29 protein-coding genes are annotated in these 25,066 nt (G+C 69.7%); 13 read left to right on the top strand and 16 right to left on the bottom strand.

Features of this window, described 5'->3' with window-relative positions; translation table 11 throughout:
- The first annotated feature begins 57 nt into the window (after positions 1–57).
- The 4 genes from E2170_RS13735 to E2170_RS01100 all read left to right on the top strand — a co-directional run bounded on the left by E2170_RS13735 (position 58) and on the right by E2170_RS01100 (position 2,403).
- Positions 58–228, top strand: coding sequence for a hypothetical protein (locus E2170_RS13735; RefSeq protein ID WP_165942120.1), 171 nt, complete (start codon positions 58–60; stop codon positions 226–228).
- A 111-nt stretch (positions 229–339) separates the two neighbouring features.
- Entirely contained in the window at positions 340–1,281 is a 942-nt protein-coding gene (locus E2170_RS01110) for a DegV family protein (protein WP_132998815.1), read from the top strand.
- An 80-nt stretch (positions 1,282–1,361) separates the two neighbouring features.
- Entirely contained in the window at positions 1,362–1,703 is a 342-nt protein-coding gene (locus tag E2170_RS01105) for a hypothetical protein (RefSeq protein WP_132998814.1), read from the top strand.
- A gap of 13 nt (positions 1,704–1,716) precedes the next feature.
- A complete protein-coding gene (locus E2170_RS01100; protein ID WP_132998813.1) occupies positions 1,717–2,403 on the top strand; it encodes an adenine nucleotide alpha hydrolase in 687 nt (228 codons plus the stop codon).
- Between the two features lie 233 nt (positions 2,404–2,636).
- On the opposite strand, the gene fghA is transcribed toward E2170_RS01100, so the two are convergent.
- From fghA to frmR, 3 genes are all read right to left on the bottom strand, one after another.
- Positions 2,637–3,467, bottom strand: a complete 831-nt coding sequence (gene fghA, locus E2170_RS01095) for an S-formylglutathione hydrolase (RefSeq protein ID WP_132998812.1) — start codon at positions 3,465–3,467, stop codon at positions 2,637–2,639.
- Between the two features lie 9 nt (positions 3,468–3,476).
- A complete protein-coding gene (locus E2170_RS01090) occupies positions 3,477–4,586 on the bottom strand; it encodes an S-(hydroxymethyl)glutathione dehydrogenase/class III alcohol dehydrogenase (RefSeq protein ID WP_132998811.1) in 1,110 nt (369 codons plus the stop codon).
- A 65-nt stretch (positions 4,587–4,651) separates the two neighbouring features.
- On the bottom strand, positions 4,652–4,927 hold the full coding sequence (frmR, locus tag E2170_RS01085; RefSeq protein WP_132998810.1) for a formaldehyde-responsive transcriptional repressor FrmR: 276 nt from the start codon (positions 4,925–4,927) through the stop codon (positions 4,652–4,654).
- 90 nt (positions 4,928–5,017) lie between these two features.
- Here frmR and E2170_RS01080 point away from each other — a divergent pair, with 90 nt between their 5' ends.
- Positions 5,018–5,953: an alpha/beta hydrolase gene (locus E2170_RS01080; protein ID WP_132998809.1), complete on the top strand. Its 936-nt coding sequence runs from the start codon at positions 5,018–5,020 to the stop codon at positions 5,951–5,953.
- Positions 5,954–5,983: 30 nt separating this feature from the next.
- Positions 5,984–6,781 carry a hypothetical protein gene (locus E2170_RS01075; protein ID WP_132998808.1) on the top strand — a complete coding sequence of 266 codons (798 nt, stop codon included), beginning with the start codon at positions 5,984–5,986 and terminating at the stop codon, positions 6,779–6,781.
- Between the two features lie 27 nt (positions 6,782–6,808).
- On the opposite strand, the gene E2170_RS01070 is transcribed toward E2170_RS01075, so the two are convergent.
- From E2170_RS01070 to E2170_RS01060, 3 genes are all read right to left on the bottom strand, one after another.
- The gene (locus E2170_RS01070; protein ID WP_243708015.1) at positions 6,809–7,582 is read right to left on the bottom strand and encodes a class I SAM-dependent methyltransferase; all 774 of its coding nucleotides are present in this window, start codon (positions 7,580–7,582) and stop codon (positions 6,809–6,811) included.
- Positions 7,583–7,674: 92 nt separating this feature from the next.
- On the bottom strand, positions 7,675–8,493 hold the full coding sequence (locus tag E2170_RS01065; protein WP_132998807.1) for a siderophore-interacting protein: 819 nt from the start codon (positions 8,491–8,493) through the stop codon (positions 7,675–7,677).
- A gap of 136 nt (positions 8,494–8,629) precedes the next feature.
- Positions 8,630–9,475, bottom strand: coding sequence for an SDR family oxidoreductase (locus tag E2170_RS01060; protein WP_132998806.1), 846 nt, complete (start codon positions 9,473–9,475; stop codon positions 8,630–8,632).
- 70 nt (positions 9,476–9,545) lie between these two features.
- Here E2170_RS01060 and E2170_RS01055 point away from each other — a divergent pair, with 70 nt between their 5' ends.
- Positions 9,546–9,977: a winged helix-turn-helix transcriptional regulator gene (locus E2170_RS01055; protein ID WP_132998805.1), complete on the top strand. Its 432-nt coding sequence runs from the start codon at positions 9,546–9,548 to the stop codon at positions 9,975–9,977.
- A gap of 77 nt (positions 9,978–10,054) precedes the next feature.
- On the opposite strand, the gene E2170_RS01050 is transcribed toward E2170_RS01055, so the two are convergent.
- Both E2170_RS01050 and E2170_RS01045 read right to left on the bottom strand, forming a co-directional pair.
- Positions 10,055–10,609 carry a hypothetical protein gene (locus tag E2170_RS01050; RefSeq protein WP_132998804.1) on the bottom strand — a complete coding sequence of 185 codons (555 nt, stop codon included), beginning with the start codon at positions 10,607–10,609 and terminating at the stop codon, positions 10,055–10,057.
- On the bottom strand, positions 10,606–11,094 hold the full coding sequence (locus tag E2170_RS01045; RefSeq protein WP_132998803.1) for a sigma-70 family RNA polymerase sigma factor: 489 nt from the start codon (positions 11,092–11,094) through the stop codon (positions 10,606–10,608). Before E2170_RS01045 ends, E2170_RS01050 begins: the two co-directional genes overlap by 4 nt.
- A 166-nt stretch (positions 11,095–11,260) precedes the next feature.
- On the opposite strand from E2170_RS01045, the gene E2170_RS01040 reads away from it, so the two are divergent.
- Genes E2170_RS01040 through E2170_RS01030 form a run of 3 tightly spaced genes read left to right on the top strand, consistent with a single transcriptional unit; the run spans position 11,261 to position 13,562 of the window.
- Positions 11,261–12,709: an amidohydrolase family protein gene (locus tag E2170_RS01040; RefSeq protein ID WP_165942119.1), complete on the top strand. Its 1,449-nt coding sequence runs from the start codon at positions 11,261–11,263 to the stop codon at positions 12,707–12,709.
- 2 nt (positions 12,710–12,711) lie between these two features.
- Positions 12,712–13,260 carry a hypothetical protein gene (locus E2170_RS01035; RefSeq protein WP_132998801.1) on the top strand — a complete coding sequence of 183 codons (549 nt, stop codon included), beginning with the start codon at positions 12,712–12,714 and terminating at the stop codon, positions 13,258–13,260.
- A gap of 8 nt (positions 13,261–13,268) precedes the next feature.
- Entirely contained in the window at positions 13,269–13,562 is a 294-nt protein-coding gene (locus E2170_RS01030; RefSeq protein ID WP_132998800.1) for a hypothetical protein, read from the top strand.
- Positions 13,563–13,621: 59 nt separating this feature from the next.
- Here E2170_RS01030 and E2170_RS01025 read toward each other — a convergent pair whose 3' ends face one another.
- Genes E2170_RS01025 through E2170_RS01015 form a run of 3 tightly spaced genes read right to left on the bottom strand, consistent with a single transcriptional unit; the run spans position 13,622 to position 16,713 of the window.
- Positions 13,622–14,908, bottom strand: a complete 1,287-nt coding sequence (locus E2170_RS01025; protein ID WP_132998799.1) for a sensor histidine kinase — start codon at positions 14,906–14,908, stop codon at positions 13,622–13,624.
- Positions 14,905–15,594 carry a response regulator transcription factor gene (locus E2170_RS01020; RefSeq protein ID WP_132998798.1) on the bottom strand — a complete coding sequence of 230 codons (690 nt, stop codon included), beginning with the start codon at positions 15,592–15,594 and terminating at the stop codon, positions 14,905–14,907. Before E2170_RS01020 ends, E2170_RS01025 begins: the two co-directional genes overlap by 4 nt.
- Before the next feature lie 3 nt (positions 15,595–15,597).
- Positions 15,598–16,713: a type 1 glutamine amidotransferase domain-containing protein gene (locus E2170_RS01015; protein WP_132998797.1), complete on the bottom strand. Its 1,116-nt coding sequence runs from the start codon at positions 16,711–16,713 to the stop codon at positions 15,598–15,600.
- A gap of 84 nt (positions 16,714–16,797) precedes the next feature.
- On the opposite strand from E2170_RS01015, the gene E2170_RS01010 reads away from it, so the two are divergent.
- From E2170_RS01010 to E2170_RS01000, 3 genes are read left to right on the top strand one after another with little or no spacing between them, the layout of a single operon-like run.
- Positions 16,798–17,142 (top strand): TfoX/Sxy family protein, encoded by a 345-nt coding sequence (locus E2170_RS01010; RefSeq protein ID WP_132998796.1) that lies wholly within the window; start codon positions 16,798–16,800, stop codon positions 17,140–17,142.
- A complete protein-coding gene (locus tag E2170_RS01005; RefSeq protein ID WP_132998795.1) occupies positions 17,139–17,780 on the top strand; it encodes a Vat family streptogramin A O-acetyltransferase in 642 nt (213 codons plus the stop codon). The genes E2170_RS01010 and E2170_RS01005 overlap by 4 nt, the downstream gene beginning before the upstream one ends.
- A gap of 2 nt (positions 17,781–17,782) precedes the next feature.
- On the top strand, positions 17,783–18,214 hold the full coding sequence (locus E2170_RS01000; RefSeq protein ID WP_132998794.1) for a pyrimidine dimer DNA glycosylase/endonuclease V: 432 nt from the start codon (positions 17,783–17,785) through the stop codon (positions 18,212–18,214).
- A 31-nt stretch (positions 18,215–18,245) separates the two neighbouring features.
- Here the strand turns inward: E2170_RS01000 and E2170_RS00995 are convergent, their stop codons facing one another.
- From E2170_RS00995 to E2170_RS00975, 5 genes are all read right to left on the bottom strand, one after another.
- Entirely contained in the window at positions 18,246–18,794 is a 549-nt protein-coding gene (locus tag E2170_RS00995) for a hypothetical protein (RefSeq protein WP_132998793.1), read from the bottom strand.
- Between the two features lie 81 nt (positions 18,795–18,875).
- Positions 18,876–19,754: a universal stress protein gene (locus tag E2170_RS00990; RefSeq protein WP_132998792.1), complete on the bottom strand. Its 879-nt coding sequence runs from the start codon at positions 19,752–19,754 to the stop codon at positions 18,876–18,878.
- A gap of 10 nt (positions 19,755–19,764) precedes the next feature.
- Entirely contained in the window at positions 19,765–20,397 is a 633-nt protein-coding gene (locus E2170_RS00985; protein WP_132998791.1) for a glutathione S-transferase family protein, read from the bottom strand.
- 99 nt (positions 20,398–20,496) lie between these two features.
- On the bottom strand, positions 20,497–23,316 hold the full coding sequence (gene ppc / locus E2170_RS00980; protein WP_132998790.1) for a phosphoenolpyruvate carboxylase: 2,820 nt from the start codon (positions 23,314–23,316) through the stop codon (positions 20,497–20,499).
- A gap of 228 nt (positions 23,317–23,544) precedes the next feature.
- Positions 23,545–24,909, bottom strand: coding sequence for a glutamate--cysteine ligase (locus E2170_RS00975; RefSeq protein WP_132998789.1), 1,365 nt, complete (start codon positions 24,907–24,909; stop codon positions 23,545–23,547).
- Positions 24,910–25,066 lie beyond the last annotated feature (157 nt).

The following is a 25,066-nucleotide window of genomic DNA, read 5'->3' as shown; positions in this document are numbered from 1 at the left end:
AATACCGCGGCCCGCGCCGCGGCCAATGATGCCCCCCGGTCCCTGGGGAGATTGGCAATGCATCCTGTCCTGGTCGAACTGTTCGCCCGTCCGGTCGGCTGGCTGCTGATCGCCGGCACCGTGATCATGCTCGGCATCGGCATCGGCGTGCCCCTGTTCATCCGCAGCCGCGAGCGCGCCGACGCCGCCGAGGCCAAGCGCCGCGGCAAGGCCCCGCCCGGCCCCTGAGCGGGATCCCCCGGGCATCGCAAATCCCGCAGCCCATCACCACCGGGGCGTGACCGCGAGCACGTTGCATGCGACGATTCCCGCGATTGCAGCTGCAACAGAGGGAACGCCATGCGCATCGGAATCGTCGTCGACTCGGCCTGCGACCTGCCTGCGGACTTCTTCGAACGCGAACAGGTCCACATCCTCCCGATCACCGTGCGCATCGGCGATGCCGTGCAGGCCGATCACCGCGACGAGACCCAGACCCTGGCCTTCCTCGAATCGCACATCGCCGAACGCGGTGCCAGCGCCGAGACCATCCCCTACACCCCGGAGCAGATCCGCGACCTGTTCCTGGACCGCCTGGTGGTCGACTACGACTACGTGTTCTGCATGACCATCACCGGATCGCGCAGCCCGATCTTCGCCAACGCGCAGAAGGCGAGCTACATGATCCTCAACGACTACAAGCAGCCGCGCGCGGCCGCCGGCAACACCACGCCCTTCGCGCTGCGCGTGATCGACACCCAGAACCTGTTCTGCGCCCAGGGCATCCTGCCGGTCGAGGCCGCGCGCCTGCGCGCCGCCGGCGAGCACCCGCTGCGCATCCGCACCCGCCTGGAGGAACTGGCCAGCAACACCTACGGCTACCTGGTGCCGCGCGACCTGTACTACATCCGCAACCGCGCGCGCGCCAAGGGCGACCGCAGCATCAGCATGCTGAGCGCCGCGCTGGGCACCGCGCTGGACATCAAGCCGGTGCTGCGCGGCTACCGCGGCGACACCGGGCCGGTGGCCAAGATCAAGGGCTTCGACCCGGCCACGGAGAAGATGTTCGACTTCGCCACCCGCCGCGTGCAGGCCGGCCTGATGACCCCGACCGTCACCCTCTGCTACGGCGGCCACCTGGACGAGATGCGCGCCCTGCCCGGCTACGAGCGCCTGCGCAACGCCTGCGCCGACCAGAACGTGGAGGTGTTCGAAAGCGTGATGAGCACCACCGGCATGGTCAACGTCGGCCGCGGCGCGGTGGTGGTGGGCTTCGCGGCGGCGCCGCACAGCTTCGACTGAAGGCTCCGCGCGGCCGCACTACACCCGGTTAACGCCGGCGAAGGCTAAGCTTGCGGCAACGCCACGCAAGGGACGCCACCATGGCCACGCGCTATTTCATCGCCATCCCCGACCCCGCCGCCGCCCGCGGCGCCGGGGAATTCGCCTTCACCGCGCAGGGCGCGGAAGCCTTCGCTCGCGAACTGCAGGAAGCCCTGCGCAGCGACCGCCTGTTCGAACGCTGGCGCGCCACCCAGGACGAGCCCGACGAGGTCGATCCGAAGCTCGGTGCCACCGACCCCGGTGCGAGCGTGGAAGGCACCCAGCGCGAGCAGCGCATCGAACTCGTGGCCAGCACCTCGGTGCCCGGCGACGTGGTGAAGCACCGCCTGCGCCTGCTGGCCGGCAGCGCCTGGGAACTGCGCGACGTCCGCGCCGGCTGAGGCCGGCAGCGCAATGGAACGGCCGCACGCGCTGCTGGCCTGGAGCGGCGGCAAGGACGCGGCCTGGGCGCTGCATGCGCTGCGCGAACGCGGCGATGTCGATGTGGTCGGCCTGCTGACCACGATCACCGAAGGCCACGAGCGTGCGTCGATGCAGGGCATCCGCGTCGATGTGCTGCAGGCGCAGGCCGCGGCGGCGGGGCTGCCGCTGCTGGAATCACGGATTCCGCAGAACTGCGACAACACAGGTTACGAAGCCGCCTTCGCCGCGACGCTGGACGAGGCGCGCAATCGCTGGCCCGGCATCGCCCACATCGCCTTCGGCGACCTGCTGCTGGCCGACATCCGTGCGTGGCGCGAAGCGCTGTGCGCGCGACTGGGCTGGACGCCACTGTTCCCGCTGTTCGGCCGCGACACCTCAGCGCTGGCGCGCGAAATGCTGGCCGGTGGGCTACGCGCCGCGCTGTGCTGCGTGGATACCGGGCAGCTGGATGCCGGCTTCGCGGGACGCGACTTCGACGCCACCCTGCTGGACGACCTGCCCGCAGGCGTGGATGCCTGCGGCGAGAACGGCGAATTCCACACCTGCGTGGCCGCGGGGCCGATGTTCACCGCGCCCATCGCACTGCGCCGCGGCGAGACCCTCCTGCGCGACGACCGCTTCGTCTATACCGACTACGTGCTTTCGGAGCTTCGGTAGCGGCGACGGGAGATGGAAAAGCTTTGCCACGGATTCACGCGGATGGGCGCGAATTTACACGGATCAAGCCAAAGCTCTTGAGTGGCACCTTGCCTTGATCCGTTCCTGCCCTGCAGGCTCGCAGCAGGAATATCCCGGCCCGCCCCGCGTAGATCCATAGCTGAAAAAGCTTCTGCTCTATCCGCGCAAATCCGCGTTTATCCGCGTCATCCGTGGCAAAAGACTTTCCCGCCTCAGCCCCTCAACGCCGCCGCATGGTGCGCGATGTGGTCGCCGATGAAGCTGGCGATGAAGTAGTAGCTGTGGTCGTAGCCGGGCTGCATGCGCAGGGTCAGGGGGTGGCCGGCGGCCTCGCAGGCGGCCTGCAGCAGCTGGGGCTTGAGCTGGGCTTCGAGGAATTCGTCGGCGTCGCCCTGGTCGATGAGCAGGGGCAGACGTTCCTTTGCGGACTTCACCAGTTCGACGGCGTCGTGCTGCTTCCAGGCCTCGCGGTCGTCGCCGAGGTAGGCGGCGAAGGCCTTCTCGCCCCAGGGCACCTGGCTCGGGGCGACGATCGGCGAGAACGCAGACACGCTGCGGTAGCGGCCCGGATTGCGCAGGGCGATGGTCAGCGCGCCGTGGCCGCCCATCGAATGGCCGCTGATCGCGCGCGCGTCGCTGGCGGCCGGATCCTCTTCGACCCAGGCCGGCAGCTCGTGGACGATGTAGTCGTACATGCGGTAGTGCTTCGCCCAGGGATCCTGCGTGGCGTTGACGTAGAAGCCGGCGCCCTTGCCGAGGTCGTAGCCCTCGGCGTCGGCCACGTCGTCGCCGCGCGGGCTGGTATCCGGGGCGACCAGGATGATCCCGTGCTCGGCGGCGTAGCGCTGCGCGCCGGCCTTGGTGATGAAGTTCTGCTCGTTGCAGGTCAGGCCCGAGAGCCAGTACAGCACCGGGCACGGGCCCTGCTCCGCCTGCGGCGGGACGTAGACGCCGACGGTCATGTCGCAGCCGAGGACTTCGGAGCGGTGGCGGTAGACATCCTGCCAGCCGCCGAAACTGGCGCGATGTTCGATGCGTTCCATGGCGGTGCCTCAGTAATGGATGACGGTGCGGATCGACTTGCCCTCGTGCATCAGGTCGAAGGCCTCGTTGATCCGCTCCAGCGGCAGCGTATGCGTCACGAACGGCGCCAGCTGGATGTCGCCGCGCATCGCATCCTCCACCATGCCCGGCAGCTGCGTGCGGCCCTTCACGCCGCCGAAGGCCGTGCCCAGCCACTTGCGGCCCGTCACCAGCTGGAACGGACGGGTGCTGATCTCCTGCCCCGCGCCGGCCACGCCGATGATCACGCTCTGGCCCCAGCCGCGGTGCGCACACTCCAGCGCCGCGCGCATCACGTTGACGTTGCCGATGCACTCGAAGCTGTGGTCCACGCCCCAGCCGGTCATCTCCACGATCACCTGTTGGATCGGCTTGTCGTGGTCCTTCGGATTCACGCACTCGGTCGCGCCCATTTCCTGCGCCAACGCGAACTTCGACGGGTTGGTGTCGATGGCGATGATGCGCCCGGCCTTGGCCTGCTTCGCGCCCTGGATCACCGCAAGTCCGATCGCGCCGAGGCCGAACACCGCCACGCTGTCGCCTTCGGCCACCTTCGCGGTGTTGTGCACCGCGCCGATGCCGGTGGTCACGCCGCAGCCGAGCAGGCAGGTGTGCTCCGGGTTGGCTTCCGGGTTCACCTTCGCCAGGGACACTTCCGCGACCACGGTGTGCTCGCTGAAGGTCGAGCAGCCCATGTAGTGGTACACCGGCTGGCCGTTGTAGCTGAAGCGGGTGGTGCCGTCGGGCATCACGCCCTTGCCCTGGGTGGCGCGCACCGCGACGCACAGGTTGGTCTTGCCGCTCTTGCAGAACAGGCACTCACCGCACTCGGCGGTGTACAGCGGGATCACATGATCGCCCGGCTTCACGCTGGTCACGCCCTCACCCACTTCCACCACGATGCCCGCGCCTTCATGGCCGAGCACCGCCGGGAACACGCCTTCCGGATCCTCGCCCGACAGCGTGAACGCATCGGTGTGGCAGAGCGCGGTGTGGGTGATCTTCACCAGCACCTCGCCCTTCTTCGGGCCTTCGAGGTCGAGCTCGACGATCTGCAGCGGCTTGCCGGCTTCAAAGGCGACGGCGGCACGGGTCTTCATGGTGATGCTCCTGGCGATGCGATGTGTGGGGCGGCGCTCGCGGCGCCGTGGCTCGTGCGGGCGACCTACTTGAGATAGGAGCGGATCAGCCCGGTCATTTCGGCGACGCGCTCCGCGCGCTCGGCGTCAGTGTGCGCGGCGTGCCCGAACTGCTCGCGCAGGTGCGATTCCAGCACCTCGCTCATCAGCCCGTTGACCGCGCCGCGGATGGCCGCGATCTGCTGCAGCACCGGCGCGCAGTCGGCGCCGGCCTCCAGCGCGCGGTCGAGCGCGTCGCACTGCCCGCGGATGCGGCGGACGCGGGCGAGGACCTTCTTCTTTTCCTCAGGCGAGTGCGGCATGGCGGGCGCTTGGAACTATAGGGGGGGATAGTATACGGCCATCCCGACGCCCGTGCGACGCCAGGGGTTGCCGGGCGCTAGACTCCCGCCATGACGCGCACCTGGATCCTGTCCGCGACCCTGCTGCTCACGGCCTGCTTGCATGGCTGCGCGAGCCTGCAGGACCCTCCCTCCGGACCCGTGGCCGCAGGCCCGCGCGCGGGTGTCCCGATGCCGGCCGGGCAGAAGACACCGGCGGACTCCGTGCCGCTGGAATACCTTCCGGCGCTGGCCGGCGACTACTTCCCGCTGGTCTCGCGCGACAGCGGCCGCACCCACCACGCTTATGTGAGCCTGCCCGAGGGCTACGACGCCGCGGACGACCGCACGTATCCCGTGGTCTACCTGCTCGACGGCGACAGCCTGTTCCCCCTGCTGGCACCGACCCATCTGTTCCTCGGCTACGACGAAGGCCTGCCCGAAGCGATCATCGTCGGCCTCGCCTACGGCGGCTTCGATCCGTCCGTCAACAGACGCAACCTCGACTTCACCGCCGTCGGCGCCGACACCGCGCCCGACCAGGGTGGCGCCGAAGCCCACCACCGCTTCCTGCGCGAACAGCTGTTGCCGGAAGTGGAGCGCCGCTACCACGCCGATCCCGAGCGCCGCGTGCTCGTCGGCCAGTCGCGGGCCGGATACTTCGTGCTCTGGTCCGCGATCCGCGACCCGGACCTGTTCTGGAGCCGGATCGCCAGCAACCCCTCGCCCGGACCCGCGCGCGAACAGCTGTTCGGCGCGCCTGCCACGCACCGGCGCGACGACCTGCAGCTCGTCGTCGCCAGCGGCGCGCGGGACACGGCGGCGCGAGTCCGGCACGCGGCCGAATGGTCGGCGACCTGGCAGCAGCGGCCCGACGCGCCGTGGGACATCGAGCTGGTGGTCCTGCCCGAAGGCACCCACGCCGCCAGCATCGGCGACGCTTACCGGCGCGCGATGCTGTGGCTGTTCCGCGACGCCATGCGGCGAACCGGGCCGGAAACGCCGTAACATCACGCGCCAGGACAGGGAATGCCCGGAATGAAGCCGCATCGCACGCGCAAGGCCATTCTCCTGCTTGCGGGACTGCTGGGCGCCGCCCTGTTCGGCTTCACCTTCTTCCTGACGTTCCACACACCCGCATGGGTCGAGTCGTTCGCCGCCGGCTACATCGAGCGGGAAGTCGCGACACGGGTCGACCGGAAGATCGACTCGGTCCAGCCGCCCGCGGGCGAGGGTGCGCTCTCGCGCATGGCCGCCCACGTGTATGCGAGGAACGAAGCGGACATCGAACGCTACAGGGAATTGCTTCGGCGCAATGCACATCAGCGCATGGGGGCGGCCATTGCCACGATCCGCGATCCGGACTGCGATTGCAGGACCCTCTGGGCCGAACGGATCCGGCAGGGAACGACCATGCAGATCCACGCGCTCGAACGGGCCAACGAGCGCATCACGGCGCTCATCCATTCCACCTACGTCGAGGTCGTCGCCGACCTCAAGCGCGACATCCGCATCTTCTCCGGCTCGAGCGCGGCCATGTTCCTGCTGCTCGTCGCGGCCGCGTTCCTGAAGCCGGGCGCCACCATGCAGCTGTTCGTCCCGTGCCTGCTCCTGGTGATTTCGACGCTGGCATGCGCGTACTTCTACGTCTTCAAGCAGAACTGGCTGATGACCATCATCCACGGTGACTACGTCGGCCTGGCTTACGTGGCCTACCTGGCGCTGGTGTTCGGATTCCTGTGCGACATCGTGCTGAACCGGGGGCGCATCACCACCCGGATCGTGAACGCCGTGCTCAATGCGATCGGCTCGGCCGCCAGCGCCGCGCCTTGTTGACCTGCCTGCGGAAGACGGACAGCCCGGCTAGCTCGGCAGGACGCGTCCCACGCGCATGTTGATCGGCCACGTCACCGGGCGCCTGCCCCGTGCCTCTCCCCACAGCCCGGCCAGGTCCTGCACGAACCGCTGCACGATCTGCTCCCGCCCGGCCGCCCTCGCCCTGCGCACCGCCGACCAGGTCGCGACGTAGCCCAGGAACTGCGGCAGGCTCCACGCCTTGCGGATCTCCAGCTGCGCAGGCGCCAGCTCCTCGAACGGGAAATCCAGGTCCGCGTACCCGCCGTCCACGAGGCTGCGCTCGGGCGGCCAGAACGGGCCGATTTCCTTCCAGTAGAAGCGCTGGAAGCGCTCGTCAAGCTCCGGTTCCAGACGTGCAACGCCGTAGCTGACCAGGGCCAGGACGGCATCGGGCGCTGCGACGCGGCGGGCTTCCGCGTAGAACGCCGGCAGATCGAACCAGTGCGCGGCCTGCGCCACGGCAACCAGGTCCACGCTGCCATCGGGCAGCGGCAGCCGCTCGGCGGGCGACACCAGATACCGGGCCCGATCGGCCGCGCGCGCATTCGCGACCTGGTCCGCGCTCGGGTCCAGTCCGATCACCTCATCGAAATGGGGTGCAAGCAGCGTGGTCAGCTGTCCGGTGCCGCAGCCCACGTCGATGGCCAGTCGCCGCCGTCCGCACAGTCCGGCCAGATGAGCGGCAAGCTCCGGCGGATAGTCGGGCCGGAACTTCGCATAGCCCTGCCCACCTTCCTCGAACCAGTTCTTCCGCCCGTCACCACCGTGAATTCCGCTCAATTCCGCGCGCCCTCCGATCCGTCCCGCGGCTTCGCGACGCACTGTGCCGCCGACCAGTATTCCATGCGCCGCACCTGCATCAACGGGCTGGATCAGTCGAAGCGCTCGTGCGCGTTGGCCGCCTCGCGGCGCCAGTAGCTGGCCGCGCGGATGCGGCTCTTGTCGACGCCCAGCACATCGGCCAGGTGGCGCCGCACGGCGCGGATCTCGCTGTACTCGCCGGCGGCCCAGACATAGCCTTCGCCCTCGTCTGGCAGCGCGAGCTCGCGGACCGCGGACAGCAGCACGCCTTCGCCGGTATCCACCTCGCCCGGTCCACCGACCACCCAGCGGACCTCGCTCTGGCACTCGCCGTGCAACTCGATCCTCCCGTCTCCGGCCAGCGTCCTGATGATGACGATGGCCTGCGCCGAAGCGGGCAGCTCCTCCAGCCTGCGCCCGATCGCCGGGATCGCGGTCTCGTCGCCGATCAGCACATGCCAGTCGAACGCGGTCGGCACCACGGATGAACCGCGCGGCCCGGCGATGCCGATCGGGTGGCCCGGTGCGGCATCCGTGGCCCATGCGGTTGCCGGACCGGCGTGGCCGAGCACGAAATCGATGTCGAGCTCGTTCGCGTCCGGGTCGTAGCGGCGCGGCGTGTAGTCGCGCATCGCGGGCTTCGCCGTGCCTTCCTCGAACACCAGGCCATCAGGGCCCAGCGTCGGCACGTTGGGCTCGCCGCCCGCGGCCTCCGGAACGATCAGCTTGACGTGGTCATCGAACGAGGCCGAGACGAAGCCGGCCAGCGCGTCCCCGCCCAGGGTGATGCGCCGCATCGACGGGCCCAGCTCCACCACGCGCCTGACCTCCAGGCGCCGCGTGCGGATGGGATGCTGCAGCTTCTGCACCTTGTATGTGTCTGTCGTCATCGTTGGCCCCAGTGCTTCAGAAGGACGATTTTATCGGCGCGGAACCGACCCACCCGCTCCGCGCCGGAACAGGAGTGTTCCGCATGCGTCGGGGGTCTGCGGCACGCGCGTGCAGGGTCTTGAGGACAGTCCGCCGTTACGTGAGCGCTGCGGACACGGCGTCCGCGAGCGAGGTGGTCGGCCGCCCGATCAGCTTCGACAACGCGCGGCCATCATCGAACAGCGCGCCCTTGCCGGCTTCGACATCGAGCGCCGGCAGCGCGTCCGGCCACGGTGCGGGCACGCCCGCCGCGACCAGCGCCGCGGTGTACTCGGCGGGCGGCAGGTCGACGTAGGGCACGTCCTTGCGGGACTGGCGCGAGATCTCCGCGGCGAGATCGGCCAGCGTGTAGGCGGTATCGCCGGCCAGCTCGTAAACCTTGCCGTCGTGGCCGGGCGTGGTCAGCACGGTCACCGCGGCATCGGCGTAGTCGGCGCGCGTGGCCGAAGCGATCCGTCCCTGCCCCGCGCTGCCGATCAGGGCGCCGTTGGCCACCGCGACGGCGGCGCCGGCGGTGTAGTTCTCGGTGTACCAGCCGTTGCGCAGCACGGTGGTGGCCAGCCCGGACTCGCGGAGCATGGCCTCGGTGGCGACGTGCTCGGGCGCCAGCCCAAGGGTCGAAGTGTCCGCGTGCAGCAGGCTGGTGTAGACCACGCGGCGGACGCCGGCCTGCTTCGCGGCCTCGATGAGGTTGCGGTGCTGGGCTTCCCGCTGCCCGACCTCGCTGCCGGAAATCAGCATCAGGGTGTCGATGCCGGCCAGCGCCTTGTCCAGGGTTTCCGGGCGCGTGTAGTCGGCTTCGCGCACCTCCACGCAGAGGTCGGCGGCCTTCGCGGGCGTGCGGGCCAGGGCGACGATGTCGGTGGCCGGCACCTTGCCGCGCAGGCGCTCGATGAGCAGGCGGCCAAGCTGGCCGGTGGCGCCGGTGACTGCGATTTTCATGGGGATTCGCTCCGTTGTGGGGGGAATGCGGCCAGTGTAGGATTGCCACTAACTTTTAGGAAGTACGCACATGAAAGTAAGTGCAAAGGCCTCAGGCACCCCAGCCATCGACAAGGACCCCACCCTGCTCGGCCGCATGCGCCGGGGCAAACTCCTGGCGGCCGCCTGCCCCTCGCGCGAGGTGCTCAAGCACGTCACCAGCCGCTGGGGCGTGCTGGTGCTGGTCGTGCTGGAGACCCGCGTCCACCGCTTCAGCGAACTGCGCCGCGCCATCGACGGCGTCAGCGAACGGATGCTGGCGCAGACCCTGCAGTGGCTGGAGGGCGACGGCCTGGTCGACCGGATCGCGTACGACGTGGTGCCGCCGCACGTGGAATACCGGCTGACGCCGCTGGGCCGGGAGGCGGCAAAAAAAGTGCGGGCGCTGGCGGACTGGATCGAGGGAAGCCTGCCGAGGATCCTGGAGGCGCAGGACGAGCGGAAAACGGAACGCTCGCAATAGGAGCGTACGCCACGGTCGCTCAAGAAGTGCAAGCGCGTTGGCAACCACGAGCGCCTCCAGAGGACCGGATCTGCCCGTCAGCCCGGGACCAGCCGCTTGACCGCTCGATATTCCCGCAGCCAGCGCTGGCGCAGCGTACGGTTCACCCACGCCGTCACGCCCACGGATGCAACCGCCACCACCAGCAGGGCCAGCCCCGCTTCGCGCCATGGCCCGCCAGCCAACAGCCACACACCCACGTTGGCCACGACCGCATACCCCAGCAGCCACCACGCCGTGGTCCGGGCCAGCCACAGGTCACGCAGGCCGGCGCGGAGCTGGGCGAGCCTGAGCCGCGCGTAGCTGCTGGTGCTCGCGGTCGCGTGCTGTCGCGGCGCGCGCTGCACGGTGGCCCACGCCATCGGCAGGAAGACCACGAAGAAGGGCATCAACAGCCAGTGCGCAGGGTCGAGGCGCCCGCTCAGCAGCGCCCGCCCGAACACCAGCACCGCCATCACGGTCAACGCCACTTCCACGGCGCGCAGCAGGCGCAGCCGCCACTGGCGCCTGCGGATGCGACGCGTCAGCTCCCGGTGATCGGTCGAATGCGTTTCGCCCTGCCACGCGTCCTTCAGCAGTTCGTCGAAGTTCATCGCGCAGCCTCCTCTCTGGACAGCGCCTTCAGGCGCCCACGGGCGCGATGCAGGCGCACGCCCACGTTCTCGACACTGATTCCCAGCATGTCGGCGATCTCCTGGTAGTCGAACCCTTCCAACTGCAGCATCAGCACCTGGCGCAGGCTCAGTGGCAGGGTGGCCAGCGCCTCGAACAACCATTGCGTGCGGGCGCAGGCATTCGTCGTGGCCGGGTCAGCCACGTCGTGCAGGGTGTCGTCGAATGGAACCGGTGATGGCATTCGCGTCTCCGCGCGCACATGGCTGGCACCCAGGTTGTGGGCAATCCGCAGCACGAACGGCAACAACAGGTCCGGATCGCGCAGCCGGGGCAGGCTCTGCCAGATGGCGAGCAGCACCTCCTGCAGCAACTCCTCGCGCATCGCGGGATTGAGCTCATAGCCGCATACCGCACGCCACAGCTGAGGGTGGAAGGTCTGTACCTGGGGCCAATGTGGATGCATGCGGTTCGTGTGCAGGTGTGCCAGAGGCCAACTACAGGGCGGCCATCAACCTTCAGTCGTCGCCCGGGGCGCGTTTCTTACACCTCTGGAAATTGTTTCTTTTCGTAAGAAATCCGCCGTTCCAGCTGACTTGAGAGACAGACCCACTCGAAAGGAAGCATCGACGATGCGACGCTCCATCCTGGCAAGACTGCTGCTCCCATCCACCCTGGCGTGCGCACTGGTTCCCGCGCTGGCAAACGCCCGGCCCACCGACAGCATGTTGGCGCTCGACAATGTGCACATCGTCGAGGCCGAACACAACCGCGTCACCGCGCCCAGCTGCGTGCGCGTGCAGGGTGACCGCATCACCGGCATCACCCCGGCGGGCGATGCCGCATGCCGGCGCGGCGCCCGCACTGTGGACCTGCAGGGCCGCTACCTGATGCCGGGCCTGATCGATATGCACGCGCACCTCACCCTGGGGCCGCTCGAGATCAAGCGCGAACGCGGCCAGGCGGTGATGCAGGCCCTGCCCGACGATGACATTGCCGAACACAACGCCCGGCGCCTGGTGGCATTCGGCGTCACCACCGTGCGCAACCCGGGCGGCGACCTGGAAGCCGCCAGCCGCTACAAGGCGCGCCTGGCCGCTGGAGAACTGGTGGGTCCCGAAGCCTTCAATGCCGGCCCGGTGATCAACAACGCCGACCTGGCAGGTCTGTCCACCGCGGCACACAGTGCCGAGGCCATGGAGCAGGTGGTCCGCGCGCAGGTCGAGGCCGGTGCCGACTGGATCAAGCTCTACACCGGCCTCTCACCGGAACTGCTGCAGGCCGGCATCGATGCCGCACACGGCCATGGCCGCCTCGCCGTCGCCCACCTGGAAAGCATTGCCTGGACCGACGCATTGGCCATGGGGCTGGACGGGATCGTGCACCTGATGCCCCTGAGCCCGGACCTGCTGACCGCGGAGCAGCGCGCGGCCTGGCAGGCCACGGCACGCGGTGGCACGTACTCGTTCTTCGAGTGGTGGGAACACTTCGATCCCGATGGCCCACAGGCTGACCGCGTGGTCGCGGCCTACGAACAACACCGTCCGGTGTTCGACGCCACCCTGGTCGCCTTCCACGCCGCCTTCGTCCAGGACCAGGACAACCCGTACAAGGACGATGCCCGCCGCTACGCCCACCCGCGCCTGCTGGCGCACTGGAACGAATGGTTCACCTTTGCCATTGGCTGGGAGGCCGGCGACTTCGAGCGCGCCCGCGCGGTTTGGCCGAAGGTGCAGCGCATGGCCGTGCGCCTGCACGCCACCGATGCCCGCATGACGCTGGGCACCGACATGAGCAACCCGTGGATCGCGCCGGGCATCAGCCTGCACCGCGAACTGCAGCTGCTGTCCGAAGCCGGCGTGCCCACCGCGCAGCTGCTGCTGGCCGCCACCCGCAACGCCGCCGATGCCCTGGGCGCCAGCGAGCGCCTGGGGCGCGTTGCCCCCGGCTTCAACGCTGACCTGCTGGTGCTCGACGCCAACCCGCTGGACGACATCCGGCATACCCGTGGCATCCACGCCGTCGTGCTGGATGGCGCGTTGCTCACGACCGATGCATTGAATCGACTCAAGGGAGAATGACCATGAAGCACACCTGCCGATACCTCGCCACCCGCACCCTGCTGGCCGCAGGCCTGACCCTGGGGCTCGCCACCAGCGTCCATGCTGGCCCCAGCGACTGGGAAACGCCCGAGGCCATCGTCCACGCCCTGTACGAAACCATCTCCGCCGACGCCGGCGCCAAGCGTGACTGGGACCGCTATCGCGCCCTGTTCCTGGGTGGTGCCCGCATGTCGATGGCGGTGGATTCCAGCATCGCCACCGGCATCATGGGCATGGACACCGAAGAGCTGATCGCGCAGACCGAGAGCGCGTACGGCGCGACCGGCTTCCACGAGCTTCCACTGGTGACGAAGGTCGAGCAGCACGGCCTGCTGGCCTCGGTCATGAGCAGCTTCGAGGTCAGACTGCGCCGCAGTGATGAACAACCGCTGATGCGCGGACTGAACCACTTCCAGTTGCTCAATGACGGCGAGCGCTGGTGGATCGTGTCCAACATCGGCGCGGTGGAGACACGCAGTTCACCGCTGCCCGACGCCATGCTGCCGGCGAGCCGGGGAGGTGCGGAATGAGTGCTCCCGTGACCACCAGAACCATCGCGGCCACCGCGACTTCCCCGGCGGCGGAGTCGCAGCCTGCCCACCGCCGCAAGTGGAGATGGATCGTCCTGTCCGCTGTCGCGTCCCTGCTGTCGTGGCTCGCGCTGGTCCTGGGCTTCTTGCTGGATGCCGGCACCGGGACGATGCTCATCCTGGCCACCCTGGCCGCCGTCACCACCGAGGGCACGATCTGGCTGGCGGCGCTGCTGCTGGGAGTCAGCGTCTACCAGGCGCGCCGGCGGCTGTGGGAGAAGTTGCGCTCCCGCTTCCTTTGACGCGCGAGGGAGGCGGTCACTGCCACGCAGTGACCGCTTTCGCGGCGTCGATCATTCGGTCAGGCCCTGTGTCGGTCCAGCAGCGGCAGTCTGGCCACCATGTGGCCCGGCTCGACCTCCTCGATCACCAGATCGATCCCGTACCGCTCGCAAAGCCGCCCCGCGATCGAAAGCCCCAGCCCGAAACCGGTGCTTGCCTCGGCCTTGGCAAAGGGCTGCAGGTCGGCTGCGCGGACGCCCGCGCCGGGATTGCGGATCCACAGGTGCCCGCCGTGCGCCTGGATCGAGATCAGCCCTTCACGGGTGTGGGCGAAGGCGTTGCCCACCAGGTTGGACAGCAGGATGTTCAATGCTGGCGCCGGGAGCGCCATCACCGCGTCGGCCGGCACGTCGATGTCCACGGTGATGTCCTTGCCTTCGAGCAGCGGCGACTGGTCGACGACGACGCGCTCCAGCAGCGCAAGCACGCCCGTCGACGTGCCGCTGCCCGGAAGCGCTTCCTCCCGCGCCAGCGACAGCAGCGCATCGACGGTCTGCTCCAGGGAGGCTGCGGACTGCCGGATATGGGCCAGGCTGTGGCGCGCCTCCGCGGACAGCGCAGGATCGGTCGCCAGGCGCTCGGTCGATCCACGGATCACGGCCAGCGGCGTGCGCAGTTCATGGCTGGCATCGCGCGTGAACTCGCGCTCGCGGGCGACGAAGGCGCGGATGCGCGCGACCAGGTCCTCGAGCCGCCTCGCGAGCAGGCCGACCTCGTCGTCGCGGAACTCGGACGCGAACGCCGCGGGCAGCCGGTCGGGCGCGGTGTCCGCCATCAGCCCCGCCAGCCGCGACAGCGGCGCGGTCGTGCGGCGCGCAAGCCACCAGCCCAGCACCAGCGCCAGTGCCGCCATGGCCACGCCCGACCAGGCCAGCAGTCGCAGCAACGCGTTGCGCTGCGGCCGCACCACCAGCTGTCCGCTGACTTCGGCGACCAGCCAGGCACTCGCGTCCGGCGCGTCCAGCGCGCGCAGGTGGTAGTGGTCGCCGTCGGCTCCCGCGAACTCGGTACGACGGGGCTCGGCGCGCAGCGTCGCCGCGATCCCGGCCGGCAGTCCATCGGCGTCCTCGACGACGCGCATCCATGATTCACGCGGCGTGGCCCAGATGCCGGAACCGGTGCGGTGCCGGAGTTGCACCTCGGCCTCGCGCTCCAGCATCGCGTTGAAGAACATGTCCTCGACCGTGTAGGCGAAGACGACCGCATAGAGGCCGAACAGCGCAGTCACCGCCAGGGTGAACGCCGCGAACGCGAGCATCAACCGGTTGCGCAGGCGGTGCCTTGGCGCAGCGGTCCCGCCGGTCATGCGTCGGCCTCCAGCCGGAAACCTACGCCATGCACGGTCTTGAGCATCGGCGTATCGAAGGGTCTGTCCAGGGCCTGGCGCAGCAGGTACAGGTGCGAACGCAGGGGATCGGAGCCGGGTGGATCGTCGCCCCAGAGCCGCTGGATGATTTCGCTGCGGGTCAGCGTCCGCGGCCAGGCCTCGGCCAGCGCCAGCAGGATGCGATGACTGGTCCTGTGCAGCTCGATGCGCCGGCCGTCGCGCCGCACTTCACCGCACTTGCGGTCGATCTCCAGGCTGCCGATCCGCAGCACGTGCCGTTGGCCGGCGAGATGGCGGTGCGACAGCGCCAGGCAGCGGGCGACCAGTTCGTCGCCCGAAAAGGGCTTCACCAGGTAGTCGTCCGCGCCCGACCCGAAGCCCTGCAGCTTGTCCTCCAGCGCATCGCGCGCGGTCAGCATCAGGATCGGAACGTGCCGGTCGGCGCGGGCACGCAGCCGCTCGCAGACCTGCAGGCCGCCGAGACCCGGCAGGCCCAGGTCCAGCACGACCACGTCGAAGGGCTCTTCCAGCGCCATCGCCAACCCCGCCAGACCGTCGCCCGCGAAGCTCGCATCGAAGCCGGCACGGACGAACAGCGCTTCGAGGTTCGCGCACAGCGCGCGGTTGTCCTCGATCACCAGCACGCGCAGCGTCTTCGCCTTCATTGCTCAGCCATCGATCTGTCGAAGCAGTTCCTCAGCCTGCTCCAGGCCAGGCTTCGCCTCCAGTGCCTGCAGTAACAGGGCACGCGCCTGCGCCTGCTGCCCGAGCTTCACGTGCAGGCCGGCGGCGGCCACCTTCATCTGCGGGTCCTGGAAGTACGGCAGCGCGAGCTCGACCACCTGAAGCGCCCTCCGCCAGCCCTCCGGAGTGGTGGCCGCAATGCCCTGGTAATAGCCCAGCGCGCCGAGCAGTTCCACGTGGTACTGCCCGGGTGCGGCGGCAAGCTTGCGCGCCGCGCCCTGGGCATCGCCGGCGTGAAGCTGCTCCGCCAGTGCGATGGTCGCCTCGTCGCGCCATGGCTCGCGGGCCACCGGCGTGCGGCCGGTGCCGCGGACGATGGCCTCGGCCACCAGCACGGTGGAGTAAGGGTTCTGCCCCGTGACCAGACGGCCGTCGACCACGAGGTGGGGCATCATCAGCGGCGCATTGCTCCATCGCGCGCCGCGCTCGCGCAGGGCGGTTTCCAGGTGCCACGGGAACTCCTTCGCCCACTTCTTGCCGAAGATCGCCTCTTCTTCGTTACTGAAGCCGGTCAGCGCACGGCCCTCGACCAGCCGCGAGCCGTCGGAAAGACGCACCTCCGCCAGCGCCGCCGGTCCGTGGCAGACCGCGGCCACGACCGCTCCGGCCTCCCAGGCATCGGCCAGCAGCCGCTGCAGGGCCGGATCGAACGGCAGGTCGAACATCGCGCCCTTGCCGCCGACCACGTAGACCGCCGCATAGTCGCCGGCCTCGAGGTCGGCCGTGGCGCGGGTGTCCGCCAGCGTCCGCATGGCCGCCTCGTCGGCCAGCAGGGCGGCATTGAACGGGTCGGCGGGGTCGTACCTGTCGGCCTCGACGGCGCCACCGCGCGGGCTGGCGACATCGACCTCCAGGCCGTTGGCCGTGAACACCAGCCAGGCCTGCGAAAGCTCGTCGAACTCGTAGCCCGGCCGCGCCTTGCCGCCGTCGCGGCCTTCGCCGCTGACGACGATCAGCACCTTGTCGGCGGCGGCCGCTGGCGCGGCCAGGAAAACGATCGAGGAAAGGGTCAATACTGTCGACAGCAGGAAGCGTTTCATGGGCTTGCTCCGGGGAATCCGACTCCAGCGTGGCAACCCGGCGTGAAACAGACTTCAAAACCGCAGGCAGCAGGACCGGAGCACATGGCCACCGACCAGGACTTCATCGACTACGTCGCCGAGCAGGCCGGGCTCGGCGAACGGCTGACGCGCAGGAAGATGTTCGGCGAGTACGCGTTCTACGTGGACGGCAAGGTCGTGGCCTTCGCCTGCGACAATAGTCTGTTCGTCAAACCGTCCTCCGCTGCAAAGAAGCTGGCCCCCGACCTGCCGCAGCGGCCGCCGTATCCCGGCGCGAAGGACTACCCGGTGGCCGATGAACTGCTCGATGATGCCGATGCGCTGCGCCGGCTGCTTCTTGAAACCGCCGCGCTGATGCCCGAACCCCGGCCGAAGAAGCCGCGCAAGCCCCGGAGGACGCAAGCTTGAACGGACCCGACCCAGGCAACCCCCATCCGATGGAGGGCTTCCCGCAGGTGTGCTTCATCCGCAACACCGTGCGCAATCCGGACATCATCGTCGGCGAGTACACCTACTACGACGACCCGGAGGATTCCGAAGGCTTCGAACGCAACGTCCTTTACCACTTTCCCTTCATCGGCGACCGGCTGGTGATCGGGAAGTTCTGCGCGATCGCGCGCGGCGTGAAGTTCATCATGAACGGCGCCAACCACAAGCTGTCTGGCATCTCGACCTATCCCTTCCAGATCTTCGGCAACGGCTGGGAGAAGGTGATGCCAGAAGCCGGCGACCTGCCGTACAAGGGCGACACCGTGATCGGCAACGACGTGTGGATCGGCTACGAGGCGCTGGTGATGCCGGGCGTCCGGATCGGCAACGGTGCGATCGTCTCGGCGCGCTCGGTGGTCACCTCGGACGTGCCCGCCTACACCATCGTCGGCGGCAATCCGGCCAGGCCCATCCGCCAGCGCTTCGACCCGGAGACGATCGCGCGACTGGAATCACTGGCCTGGTGGGACTGGCCGGTGGAGGCGATCACACGGCACCTCGGCCTGATCGTGGCCGCGGATGTCGACGCGCTGGCCGCGGTTGCAACCGGAGTCTGAACTTGCGCCTCTGGTCCCTGCATCCGCGCTACCTTGACCCGCCGGGCCTGGTCGCGCTGTGGCGCGAGGCGCTGCTGGCGAAAGCGGTGCTGCGCGGCGAGACCACCGGCTATCGCCGCCACCCGCAGCTCGAGCGCTTCAACATGCACCCGCATCCCCGCTCGGCGATCAACGCCTACCTCGCGGCAGTACACGACGATGCCACGTCCCGCGGATACCGCTTCGACCGCTCGAAGATCGGGCCGGTGCGCCAGGTCATCGCGATCGCGGTCACGGCCGGCCAGGTCGAACGCGAGTGGGAACACCTGCAGCGCAAGCTCGCTTCGCGCAATCCGGCGCTCTTCGAGCAATGGGCCAGCGTGCGCCACCCGGAACTGCATCCGCTGTTCCATGCCGTGCCGGGACCGGTGGCATCCTGGGAAAAGGCGCAGTAGCCGGCAGGTATGCAGAACGGGGCGGCGCTGTTCACTGCCCGCCGGCAGCAGTGATCAGAACGCTCGTTTCGCTTCCCGCTCCACCCAGCACCTGCAGCACCAGGTCACGGCCAGCGGCCAGATCGAACTCGACGACCTTGCGCAGCAGCGGACACCCGTGCCGCCCCTCGTGGCCCGTCGAGGCCACGATCTCTCCGCCATCGACCACATCGACCCAGTGCGCGGTGTCGAGCGAGACCCGGTAGCGGCCGTCCACCGGCACCTGGAACACGAGCAGGCCCGCGACCGCATCATCGGCCGGCGCCTTGGCCGGGCGCGCGGCCAGCGTCACTGCGCCCTGGGGATGCAGGCGCATGTCGTAGCGGGTGTCCAGCTCGATGCGCACGGCGTCGGCGTCGCCGCCCATGCCGGCTACGCCGGCGGTGGACGGCGACTGCAGCACCGCAAGCTCGTTCGACACGTCCCAGGCGAAAGCGCCGCACTCCCGCGGCAGCGCGTCCACGGCGGCCGGCGCATCGGCAGCGACGGCGGCGGAGGCCGCGAGCAGGATGGACAGGAGCAGGCTTGGACGGACAGGCATGGCGGGCACCTCTCGATACGTTCACGGCAATGTATCGATGCGCCCGTGGCAACGCCATTGCGGAGGCCGCATGTCCCCGCCTCAGTGCAGCAGCAGTACCGGAATGCGGATGCTCCGCAGCAGGGTCGAGGTGGTGCTGCCCATGATCAGCTGGTGGATGCGCGAGCGGCCGTAGGCGCCGATCACCAGCAGGTCGGCGCGAATGGCATCGGCATGCAGGCCGATCACCTCCTGCGGGTCGCCATGCACCACCCGCCCCGAGGCCTGTGCGCCGGCATCGGTGAGCATCCGCAGCGCCTGCTCCAGCGCGGGGCGCGCGGCATCGTCGCCCACCGTCACCAGGCGGATGTCGAGGCCGGCGAACAGGGGGCTTTGCGCCACCCACTCCAGACGCCTGCGCCCGCTCTCGCTGCCATCGAAGGCCACCAGCACCCGGCGCACGTCGGTGAAGCCGCGCGGGGCCACCAGCAGCGGACGGCCGATGTCGCGCACCACGCGCTCGACCTGGCTGCCCATGCGCGTCTTCTCGAATTCGGACTGCTCGCCGCGGCGCCCCATGACGAACAGCGCCGCCTCCGGCGCCAGGGTCGAGAGCGCGCCGACCAGCGGGCCGTGGCCCAGCAGCGCGCGCACCGGAACCTCGCAGCTCCGCGTCGCCAGCGCCGCCGCCTGCTGCAGCAGCAGCTGCCCGCGCGCATCCCCCCCGAGCTTCCCGACCGCCTCGAGCAGCTCCGCCTCGTCGAGCAGCGCTGCCGCGGCATCCAGCGCGACATCGGCCAGCGAGCCATCACCATTGCGGCGGCCGCGGCCTTCAACCACGTGCAGGCAGGCCAGCGGCGCGGCCAGGCGATGCGCCGCCCACGACGCATAGCGGCAGACGCCCTGCGTGTACAGGGAGGCATCGAGGGCGGCGACCACCTGGCCGCCGGCATCCACCTTCGCTGCTGCGCCGCCGCCCATCGCCGCGGCCTCAGTCCTTCGCCGGCATCAGCGCGTCGTCCTTGGCCCGCGCACGCTGGTAGGCCTCGCGCGCGCGCAGGCGCTCGGCCCAGGCAGTGAATGCGGGACGCTCGGGGATCGACTTGAAGGCCAGGCCGAAATCGACCTGACTGCCGACGTAGACGTCCGCGGCGCTGAAGTGGTCGCCCAGCAGCCAGGGCGAGGCCGAGGCAGCGGCCTGCTCCAGCGCGTCCATGGTCTGCTCGAAGCTGCCGTAGCCGACGAAGCCGGCCTTCTCCGCCGGCGGCAGCAGCCCCAGCGAGTTCGCGGTCACCGCGGCCTCCACCGGGCCGGCGGCGAAGAACATCCAGCGCAGGTAGGGCCCGCGCAGCGGATCGTCGGCGGCGGGTGCGAGCCCGGCCTGCGGGAAGGCATCGGCGAGGTAGGCGCAGATCGCCGCGGCCTCGGTGATCACCACGCCGCGGTGCTCCAGCGCTGGCACCTTGCCCATCGGATTGATGGCAAGGTACTCGGGCGACTTCATGCCCGTGCCGTAGTCCTGCACCACGGTGGTGTATTCGATGCCGAGTTCCTCAAGCATCCAGCGCACGATCCGGCCGCGCGACATCGGGTTGGTGTGGAAGACGGGGTCGCTGCTGGCCATGGCTGGCTCCGGGGGGGCGGGAGGATCACGTTACCTGCTGGAACGTCGTCGCGCATGACGCTGCGCAGCGATCACGGGACACCTCCGCGCGGCGCCGGATCAGCCCGTGTTCTGGATACCGGCCGCGATCCCGTTGACGGTCGCGAACAGGGCGCGCTGCAGCTCGCCCTCCTCGCGGCCGCCCTCGCGCCAGCGGCGCAGCAGCTCCACCTGCAGCAGGCTGATCGGATCGACGTAGGGATTGCGCAGGCGGATCGACAGGCGCAGGCGGTAGTCGTTGGCCAGCAGCTCGTCCTCGCCCTTGATCGCGAGGATCGCGTCGCGGGTGCGCGCGAACTCGGCGGCGATGCCGGGGAAGAACGCATCGTGCGCATCGCCCGCCAGGCGCGAGTAGCGCTCGAAGATGGCGAGGTCGGACTTGGCCAGCAGCATCTCGACGTCGTCGAGCATGGCGGCGAAGAAGGGCCAGTCGCGCGCCATCCCGGCCATCGCGTCCAGGCCGTACCGGGCGATGCCGGCCTCCAGCGCGTGCCCGACGCCGTACCAGCCGGTCAGGCCGGAGCGGTTCTGCGACCAGGCGAACACCCAGGGAATCGCGCGCAGGTTGGCGATGCCGCCGTCGCGCCGCCGCGAGGGACGGGAGCCGATCTGCAGGCGCTCGATCACGTCCACCGGCGTCGCCGCGCGGAAGTAGGCGTCGAAGCCGGGATCCTCGTGGACCAGGGCGCGATAGTGCGCGCGCGAGTCGGCGGCCAGCGCATCGGCGGCGGCGCGCCAGGCGCGCACGCGCGGCTCCGGTGGCCGCGGCCGCAGGCTGGCGCGCAGCACCGCGCCGGTGGTCTGCTCCAGGTTGCGCAGCGCCAGTGCGCGGATGCCGTACTTGCGATGGATCACCTCGCCCTGCTCGGTCACCCGCAGGCGGCCGTCGACGGTACCGCGCGGCGCGGCGATGATCGCGCGCCCGGTCTTGCCGCCGCCGCGGCTGACCGAACCACCGCGGCCATGGAAGAACACCAGGCGCACCCCGGCCTCGTGCGCCAGCCGCATCAGGTCGACCTGGGCCCGCTGCAGCGCCCAGCGCGAGGCCAGCAGTCCGCTGTCCTTGGCGCTGTCGGAGTAGCCGAGCATCACGACCTGGCGGTCGCCGCGCGCCGCGACGTGGCGGCGATAGACGGGATCGTCGAACAGCGCGCGCATCACGCCGGCGGCGGCGTCGAGGTCGTCGACGGTTTCGAACAGCGGCGCGACATCGAGCGGCACTTCGCCGGCGCCCACATGCGCGCCACCGGCTTCGGCGCCGCCGTCCGCCTGCTCCACGCAGCCGGCGATGCGCGCCAGCGCCAGCACCGCCAGCGCATCGGCGGCGCTGCGGCTCATGCTGACGATGTAGGGTCCGAAGGCGTTTTCGCCGTAGCGCCCGCGCGCGGACTTCACCGTGCGGAAGACCTCGAGCGTGGAGGCGGCGGCGGCGGCATCGGGCACGCGAGGCCGTGCCGATCCGATCAGCGCGTGCAGGCGGGACAGTCGCTCCTCCAGCGGCTGCGCCGCCCAGTCACCAACGCCTTCGAGCGCAGCCAGCGCGGCATCGTGCATCGCCGAATCCTGCCGAAGGTCGAGCGCGGCGAGATGGAAACCGAAGCCCGTCACCCGCCGGCGCAGGCGTCGCAGCGCGAAGCGGCCGGCGTGCTCGCCACGATGGCGGGCGAGGCTGGCATCGATCAGGTCGAGATCGGCGAGAAAGTCGCCGGCGCCGGCGTAGGCCGCGGACGACGACGCCGGCCCATTGGCATCGACGACATCAACGTCGGTGCCGGGTTGCGCGCCCTCTCCGGCCGTCGCCAGCAGCCGCGCCGACATCAGTTCCAGCAGCTGGCGGTAGGGCATGTCCGCCTGCCGCGCGCGCAGCTGAGCCGCCGCTTCGGGCATCGCGGCCTTGTACGAGGCCAGGCGCTCCAGGATCGCGGCATCGACGCCGGCGCGGTCCACCGTCTGCGTCAGCACCTGGCCCAGCGCGGCGACTTCCGCGCGGTAATGCCCCAGCACCTGCGCGCGCTGTGCGGCCAGTGCGGCTTCGATGGTCGCGGCGCCGACGTTGGGATTTCCGTCCATGTCGCCGCCCACCCAGGTGCCGAAGCGCAGCATGTCGGGCAGCTCGACGCGCTCGCCCCAGGCCGCCTCGACCGCGTCGGCGAAAACTTCGTAGAACGCCGGCAGCACCCGGAACAGCACGCCCAGGTAGTGGCCGATGTGGTCGACCTCGTCGGTCACCGTCGGCTTCAGCGGCGGTGCTTCGGAGGTCTGCCAGGTGGTGGCCAGGGCCTGGCGGATGCGCGACTCGTCGCTCAGGCGCTCGTCGGGCGTGCGCGTGCGGTCGATGTCGGCGACCAGGCGCTCCACGATCACCGCTTCCTTCGCCAAGAGCGCGCGGCGCACGGCCTCGGTGGGATGCGCTGTGAACACCGGCTCCACCCACAGCCGCGGCAGCAGGGCCTGCAGCTCGTCGATGGTCACACCTTCGGCATGCAGCGCGGTCAGCGATGCTTCCAGCCCGCCGGGCTGCGGGCCTTCGTCGCTGCGCTGGTGGTCGCGCCGGCGGCGGATGCGATGCACGCGCTCGGCCAGGTTGATGGCGCCGAACCAGGCCGAAAACGCCCGCACCAGCGCATCGGCATTCCCCGGCGAGACCCGCGCCAGTTCCGCGGCCAGCGCATCCACCGGCTCCCCGCTCTCGCGCCGCGCGATCGCCGCCCGCCGCACCGCCTCCACCTGCTCCAGCAGCGCCGGCGACACCTGCTCCGCCAGCATCTCCCCCACCATCGCCCCGAGCCGCCGCACGTCATCGCGCAGCAGAGCATCGGTATCGGCGAATTCGAGCTGCTCTCGCAGCGGCCCGTCACGACTGTCGGAAGGAATGCTCATGCGCCGAAGGCTACACCGTGGTGCGTTGAGAGATGATTTTTCGCCACGGATTTACGCGGATTACGCGGATCTGGCCGAGGCGAGATTGTGGGTCAGAACTCATCCGGGATAGTTCGCCCCAAGCCCATCTGGAAGAGTGAAGCCGGTGCAGGGCGTGGTATCGATCCCAGCCTCGGCCAGATCCGCGTAATCCGCGTAAATCCGTGGCAAAAGCGCTTGTGCTTTTCCTCAGTACGCGAACTCGCGGAACACGCGATCAATGTCGCCGCCCCACTCGCCGTGGTACAGGGCGAGCTTGCGTTCGGCCGGGGTTTCGTTGGCCTGGGCGAATTCGATCAGCGGGGCGAGGAAGTGGCGTTCGTCCTGGTCCTGGTCGTTGCGGCGGTCGCGGCGGGCGAGGCCGGCGGCGGAGATCTCCAGCGCGCGCAGGGCGAGGTCGCGCACGGTGCCGTCGCGGAACGGCAGCTTCAGGGCCTGCTTCGGCACGCCATCGCGCAGGGCGTGGCGTTCCTCCAGGCTGAAGTCCTTCACCAGGTCCCAGGCGGCGTCCAGCGCGGCATCGTCGTACAGCAGGCCGACCCAGAACGCGGGCAGCGCGCAGATGCGGTTCCAGGGGCCGCCGTCGGCGCCGCGCATCTCCAGGTACTTCTTCATGCGTACTTCCGGGAAGGCGGTGGTCATGTGGTCGGACCAGTCCTGCATCGTCGGCAGCGCGCCGGGCAGCGCCGGCAGGCGGCCGTCCATGAAGTCGCGGAAGCTCTGGCCGCTGGCGTCGTGGTACACGCCGTCGCGGTAGCTGAAGTACATCGGCACGTCGAGCAGGTAGTCGACGTAACGCTCGAAGCCGAAGCCGTCGGCGAACACGAAGTCGAGCATGCCGGTGCGGTCGGGATCGGTGTCGGTCCAGATGTGCGAGCGCCAGCTGAGATACCCGTTGGGCTTGCCTTCGGTGAACGGCGAATCCGCGAACAGCGCGGTGGCGATCGGCTGCAGCGCCAGCGAGACGCGGAACTTCTTCACCATGTCCGCCTCGTCGGCGAAGTCCAGGTTGACCTGCACCGTGCAGGTGCGGGTCATCATGTCCAGGCCAAGGTCGCCGACCTTCGGCATGTAGGCGCGCATGATCCGGTAGCGGTCCTTGGGCATCCAGGGCATGTCCGCGCGCGCCCACTTCGGCTGGAAGCCCATGCCGAGGAAGCCCAGGCGCAGCTCGTCGGCCACGGCCTTGACCTCGAACAGGTGGCTGCCCACTTCGCGGCAGGTGTCGTGGATGGATTCCAGCGGCGCGCCGGAGAGTTCCAGCTGGCCGGCGGGTTCGAGCGTGACCGAGGCGCCGTCCTTCAGCAGCGCGACCACCTTCCCGTGCTCCTCCACGCGCGTCCAGCCGTAGCGGGCCAGGCCGTCGAGCAGGGCGCCGATGCCGCGCTCGCCCTCGTAGGCCGGCGGCCGCAGGTCGTCCAGGCGGAAGCCGAACTTCTCGTGTTCGGTGCCGATGCGCCAGTCGGTGCTCGGCTTCGAACCGGCGGCGATGTAGGCGACGAGTTCGTCGCGCGAGCGGATCGGAGCGTCGTTGCGGGTGCTGGGGCTGGACACGTGGGATGGCTCGCCGGGGCGGTTTGGAGGGCCCGCGGTCGCGACGCGGCCCACGGGGCGCCACTATATCCCGCGCCGCCGCCGCGACCGGCCCCGCCCCCGGATTGCAGCGTCGCCGCCATCGGCGCAATCGCCCGGCCTGGAGGCGCCCGCCCGG

This window comes from Luteimonas arsenica, assembly GCF_004352825.1.
Lineage (GTDB): Bacteria > Pseudomonadota > Gammaproteobacteria > Xanthomonadales > Xanthomonadaceae > Luteimonas > Luteimonas arsenica.
The sequence above is the reverse complement of the archived record's forward strand: the minus strand, read 5'-3'. Positions and strand labels throughout refer to the sequence as shown.

What these genes read in the sequence shown, in the direction of transcription:
- E2170_RS13735 (WP_165942120.1), top strand. Translation starts at nt 58, where the DNA reads ATGCATCCTGTCCTGGTCGAACTGTTCGCCCGTCCGGTCGGCTGGCTG.
- E2170_RS01110 (WP_132998815.1), top strand. Translation starts at nt 340, where the DNA reads ATGCGCATCGGAATCGTCGTCGACTCGGCCTGCGACCTGCCTGCGGAC.
- E2170_RS01105 (WP_132998814.1), top strand. Translation starts at nt 1,362, where the DNA reads ATGGCCACGCGCTATTTCATCGCCATCCCCGACCCCGCCGCCGCCCGC.
- E2170_RS01100 (WP_132998813.1), top strand. Translation starts at nt 1,717, where the DNA reads ATGGAACGGCCGCACGCGCTGCTGGCCTGGAGCGGCGGCAAGGACGCG.
- fghA (WP_132998812.1), bottom strand. Translation starts at nt 3,467, where the DNA reads ATGGAACGCATCGAACATCGCGCCAGTTTCGGCGGCTGGCAGGATGTC.
- E2170_RS01090 (WP_132998811.1), bottom strand. Translation starts at nt 4,586, where the DNA reads ATGAAGACCCGTGCCGCCGTCGCCTTTGAAGCCGGCAAGCCGCTGCAG.
- frmR (WP_132998810.1), bottom strand. Translation starts at nt 4,927, where the DNA reads ATGCCGCACTCGCCTGAGGAAAAGAAGAAGGTCCTCGCCCGCGTCCGC.
- E2170_RS01080 (WP_132998809.1), top strand. Translation starts at nt 5,018, where the DNA reads ATGACGCGCACCTGGATCCTGTCCGCGACCCTGCTGCTCACGGCCTGC.
- E2170_RS01075 (WP_132998808.1), top strand. Translation starts at nt 5,984, where the DNA reads ATGAAGCCGCATCGCACGCGCAAGGCCATTCTCCTGCTTGCGGGACTG.
- E2170_RS01065 (WP_132998807.1), bottom strand. Translation starts at nt 8,493, where the DNA reads ATGACGACAGACACATACAAGGTGCAGAAGCTGCAGCATCCCATCCGC.
- E2170_RS01060 (WP_132998806.1), bottom strand. Translation starts at nt 9,475, where the DNA reads ATGAAAATCGCAGTCACCGGCGCCACCGGCCAGCTTGGCCGCCTGCTC.
- E2170_RS01055 (WP_132998805.1), top strand. Translation starts at nt 9,546, where the DNA reads ATGAAAGTAAGTGCAAAGGCCTCAGGCACCCCAGCCATCGACAAGGAC.
- E2170_RS01050 (WP_132998804.1), bottom strand. Translation starts at nt 10,609, where the DNA reads ATGAACTTCGACGAACTGCTGAAGGACGCGTGGCAGGGCGAAACGCAT.
- E2170_RS01045 (WP_132998803.1), bottom strand. Translation starts at nt 11,094, where the DNA reads ATGCATCCACATTGGCCCCAGGTACAGACCTTCCACCCTCAGCTGTGG.
- E2170_RS01040 (WP_165942119.1), top strand. Translation starts at nt 11,261, where the DNA reads ATGCGACGCTCCATCCTGGCAAGACTGCTGCTCCCATCCACCCTGGCG.
- E2170_RS01035 (WP_132998801.1), top strand. Translation starts at nt 12,712, where the DNA reads ATGAAGCACACCTGCCGATACCTCGCCACCCGCACCCTGCTGGCCGCA.
- E2170_RS01025 (WP_132998799.1), bottom strand. Translation starts at nt 14,908, where the DNA reads ATGACCGGCGGGACCGCTGCGCCAAGGCACCGCCTGCGCAACCGGTTG.
- E2170_RS01020 (WP_132998798.1), bottom strand. Translation starts at nt 15,594, where the DNA reads ATGAAGGCGAAGACGCTGCGCGTGCTGGTGATCGAGGACAACCGCGCG.
- E2170_RS01015 (WP_132998797.1), bottom strand. Translation starts at nt 16,713, where the DNA reads ATGAAACGCTTCCTGCTGTCGACAGTATTGACCCTTTCCTCGATCGTT.
- E2170_RS01010 (WP_132998796.1), top strand. Translation starts at nt 16,798, where the DNA reads ATGGCCACCGACCAGGACTTCATCGACTACGTCGCCGAGCAGGCCGGG.
- E2170_RS00995 (WP_132998793.1), bottom strand. Translation starts at nt 18,794, where the DNA reads ATGCCTGTCCGTCCAAGCCTGCTCCTGTCCATCCTGCTCGCGGCCTCC.
- E2170_RS00990 (WP_132998792.1), bottom strand. Translation starts at nt 19,754, where the DNA reads ATGGGCGGCGGCGCAGCAGCGAAGGTGGATGCCGGCGGCCAGGTGGTC.
- E2170_RS00985 (WP_132998791.1), bottom strand. Translation starts at nt 20,397, where the DNA reads ATGGCCAGCAGCGACCCCGTCTTCCACACCAACCCGATGTCGCGCGGC.
- ppc (WP_132998790.1), bottom strand. Translation starts at nt 23,316, where the DNA reads ATGAGCATTCCTTCCGACAGTCGTGACGGGCCGCTGCGAGAGCAGCTC.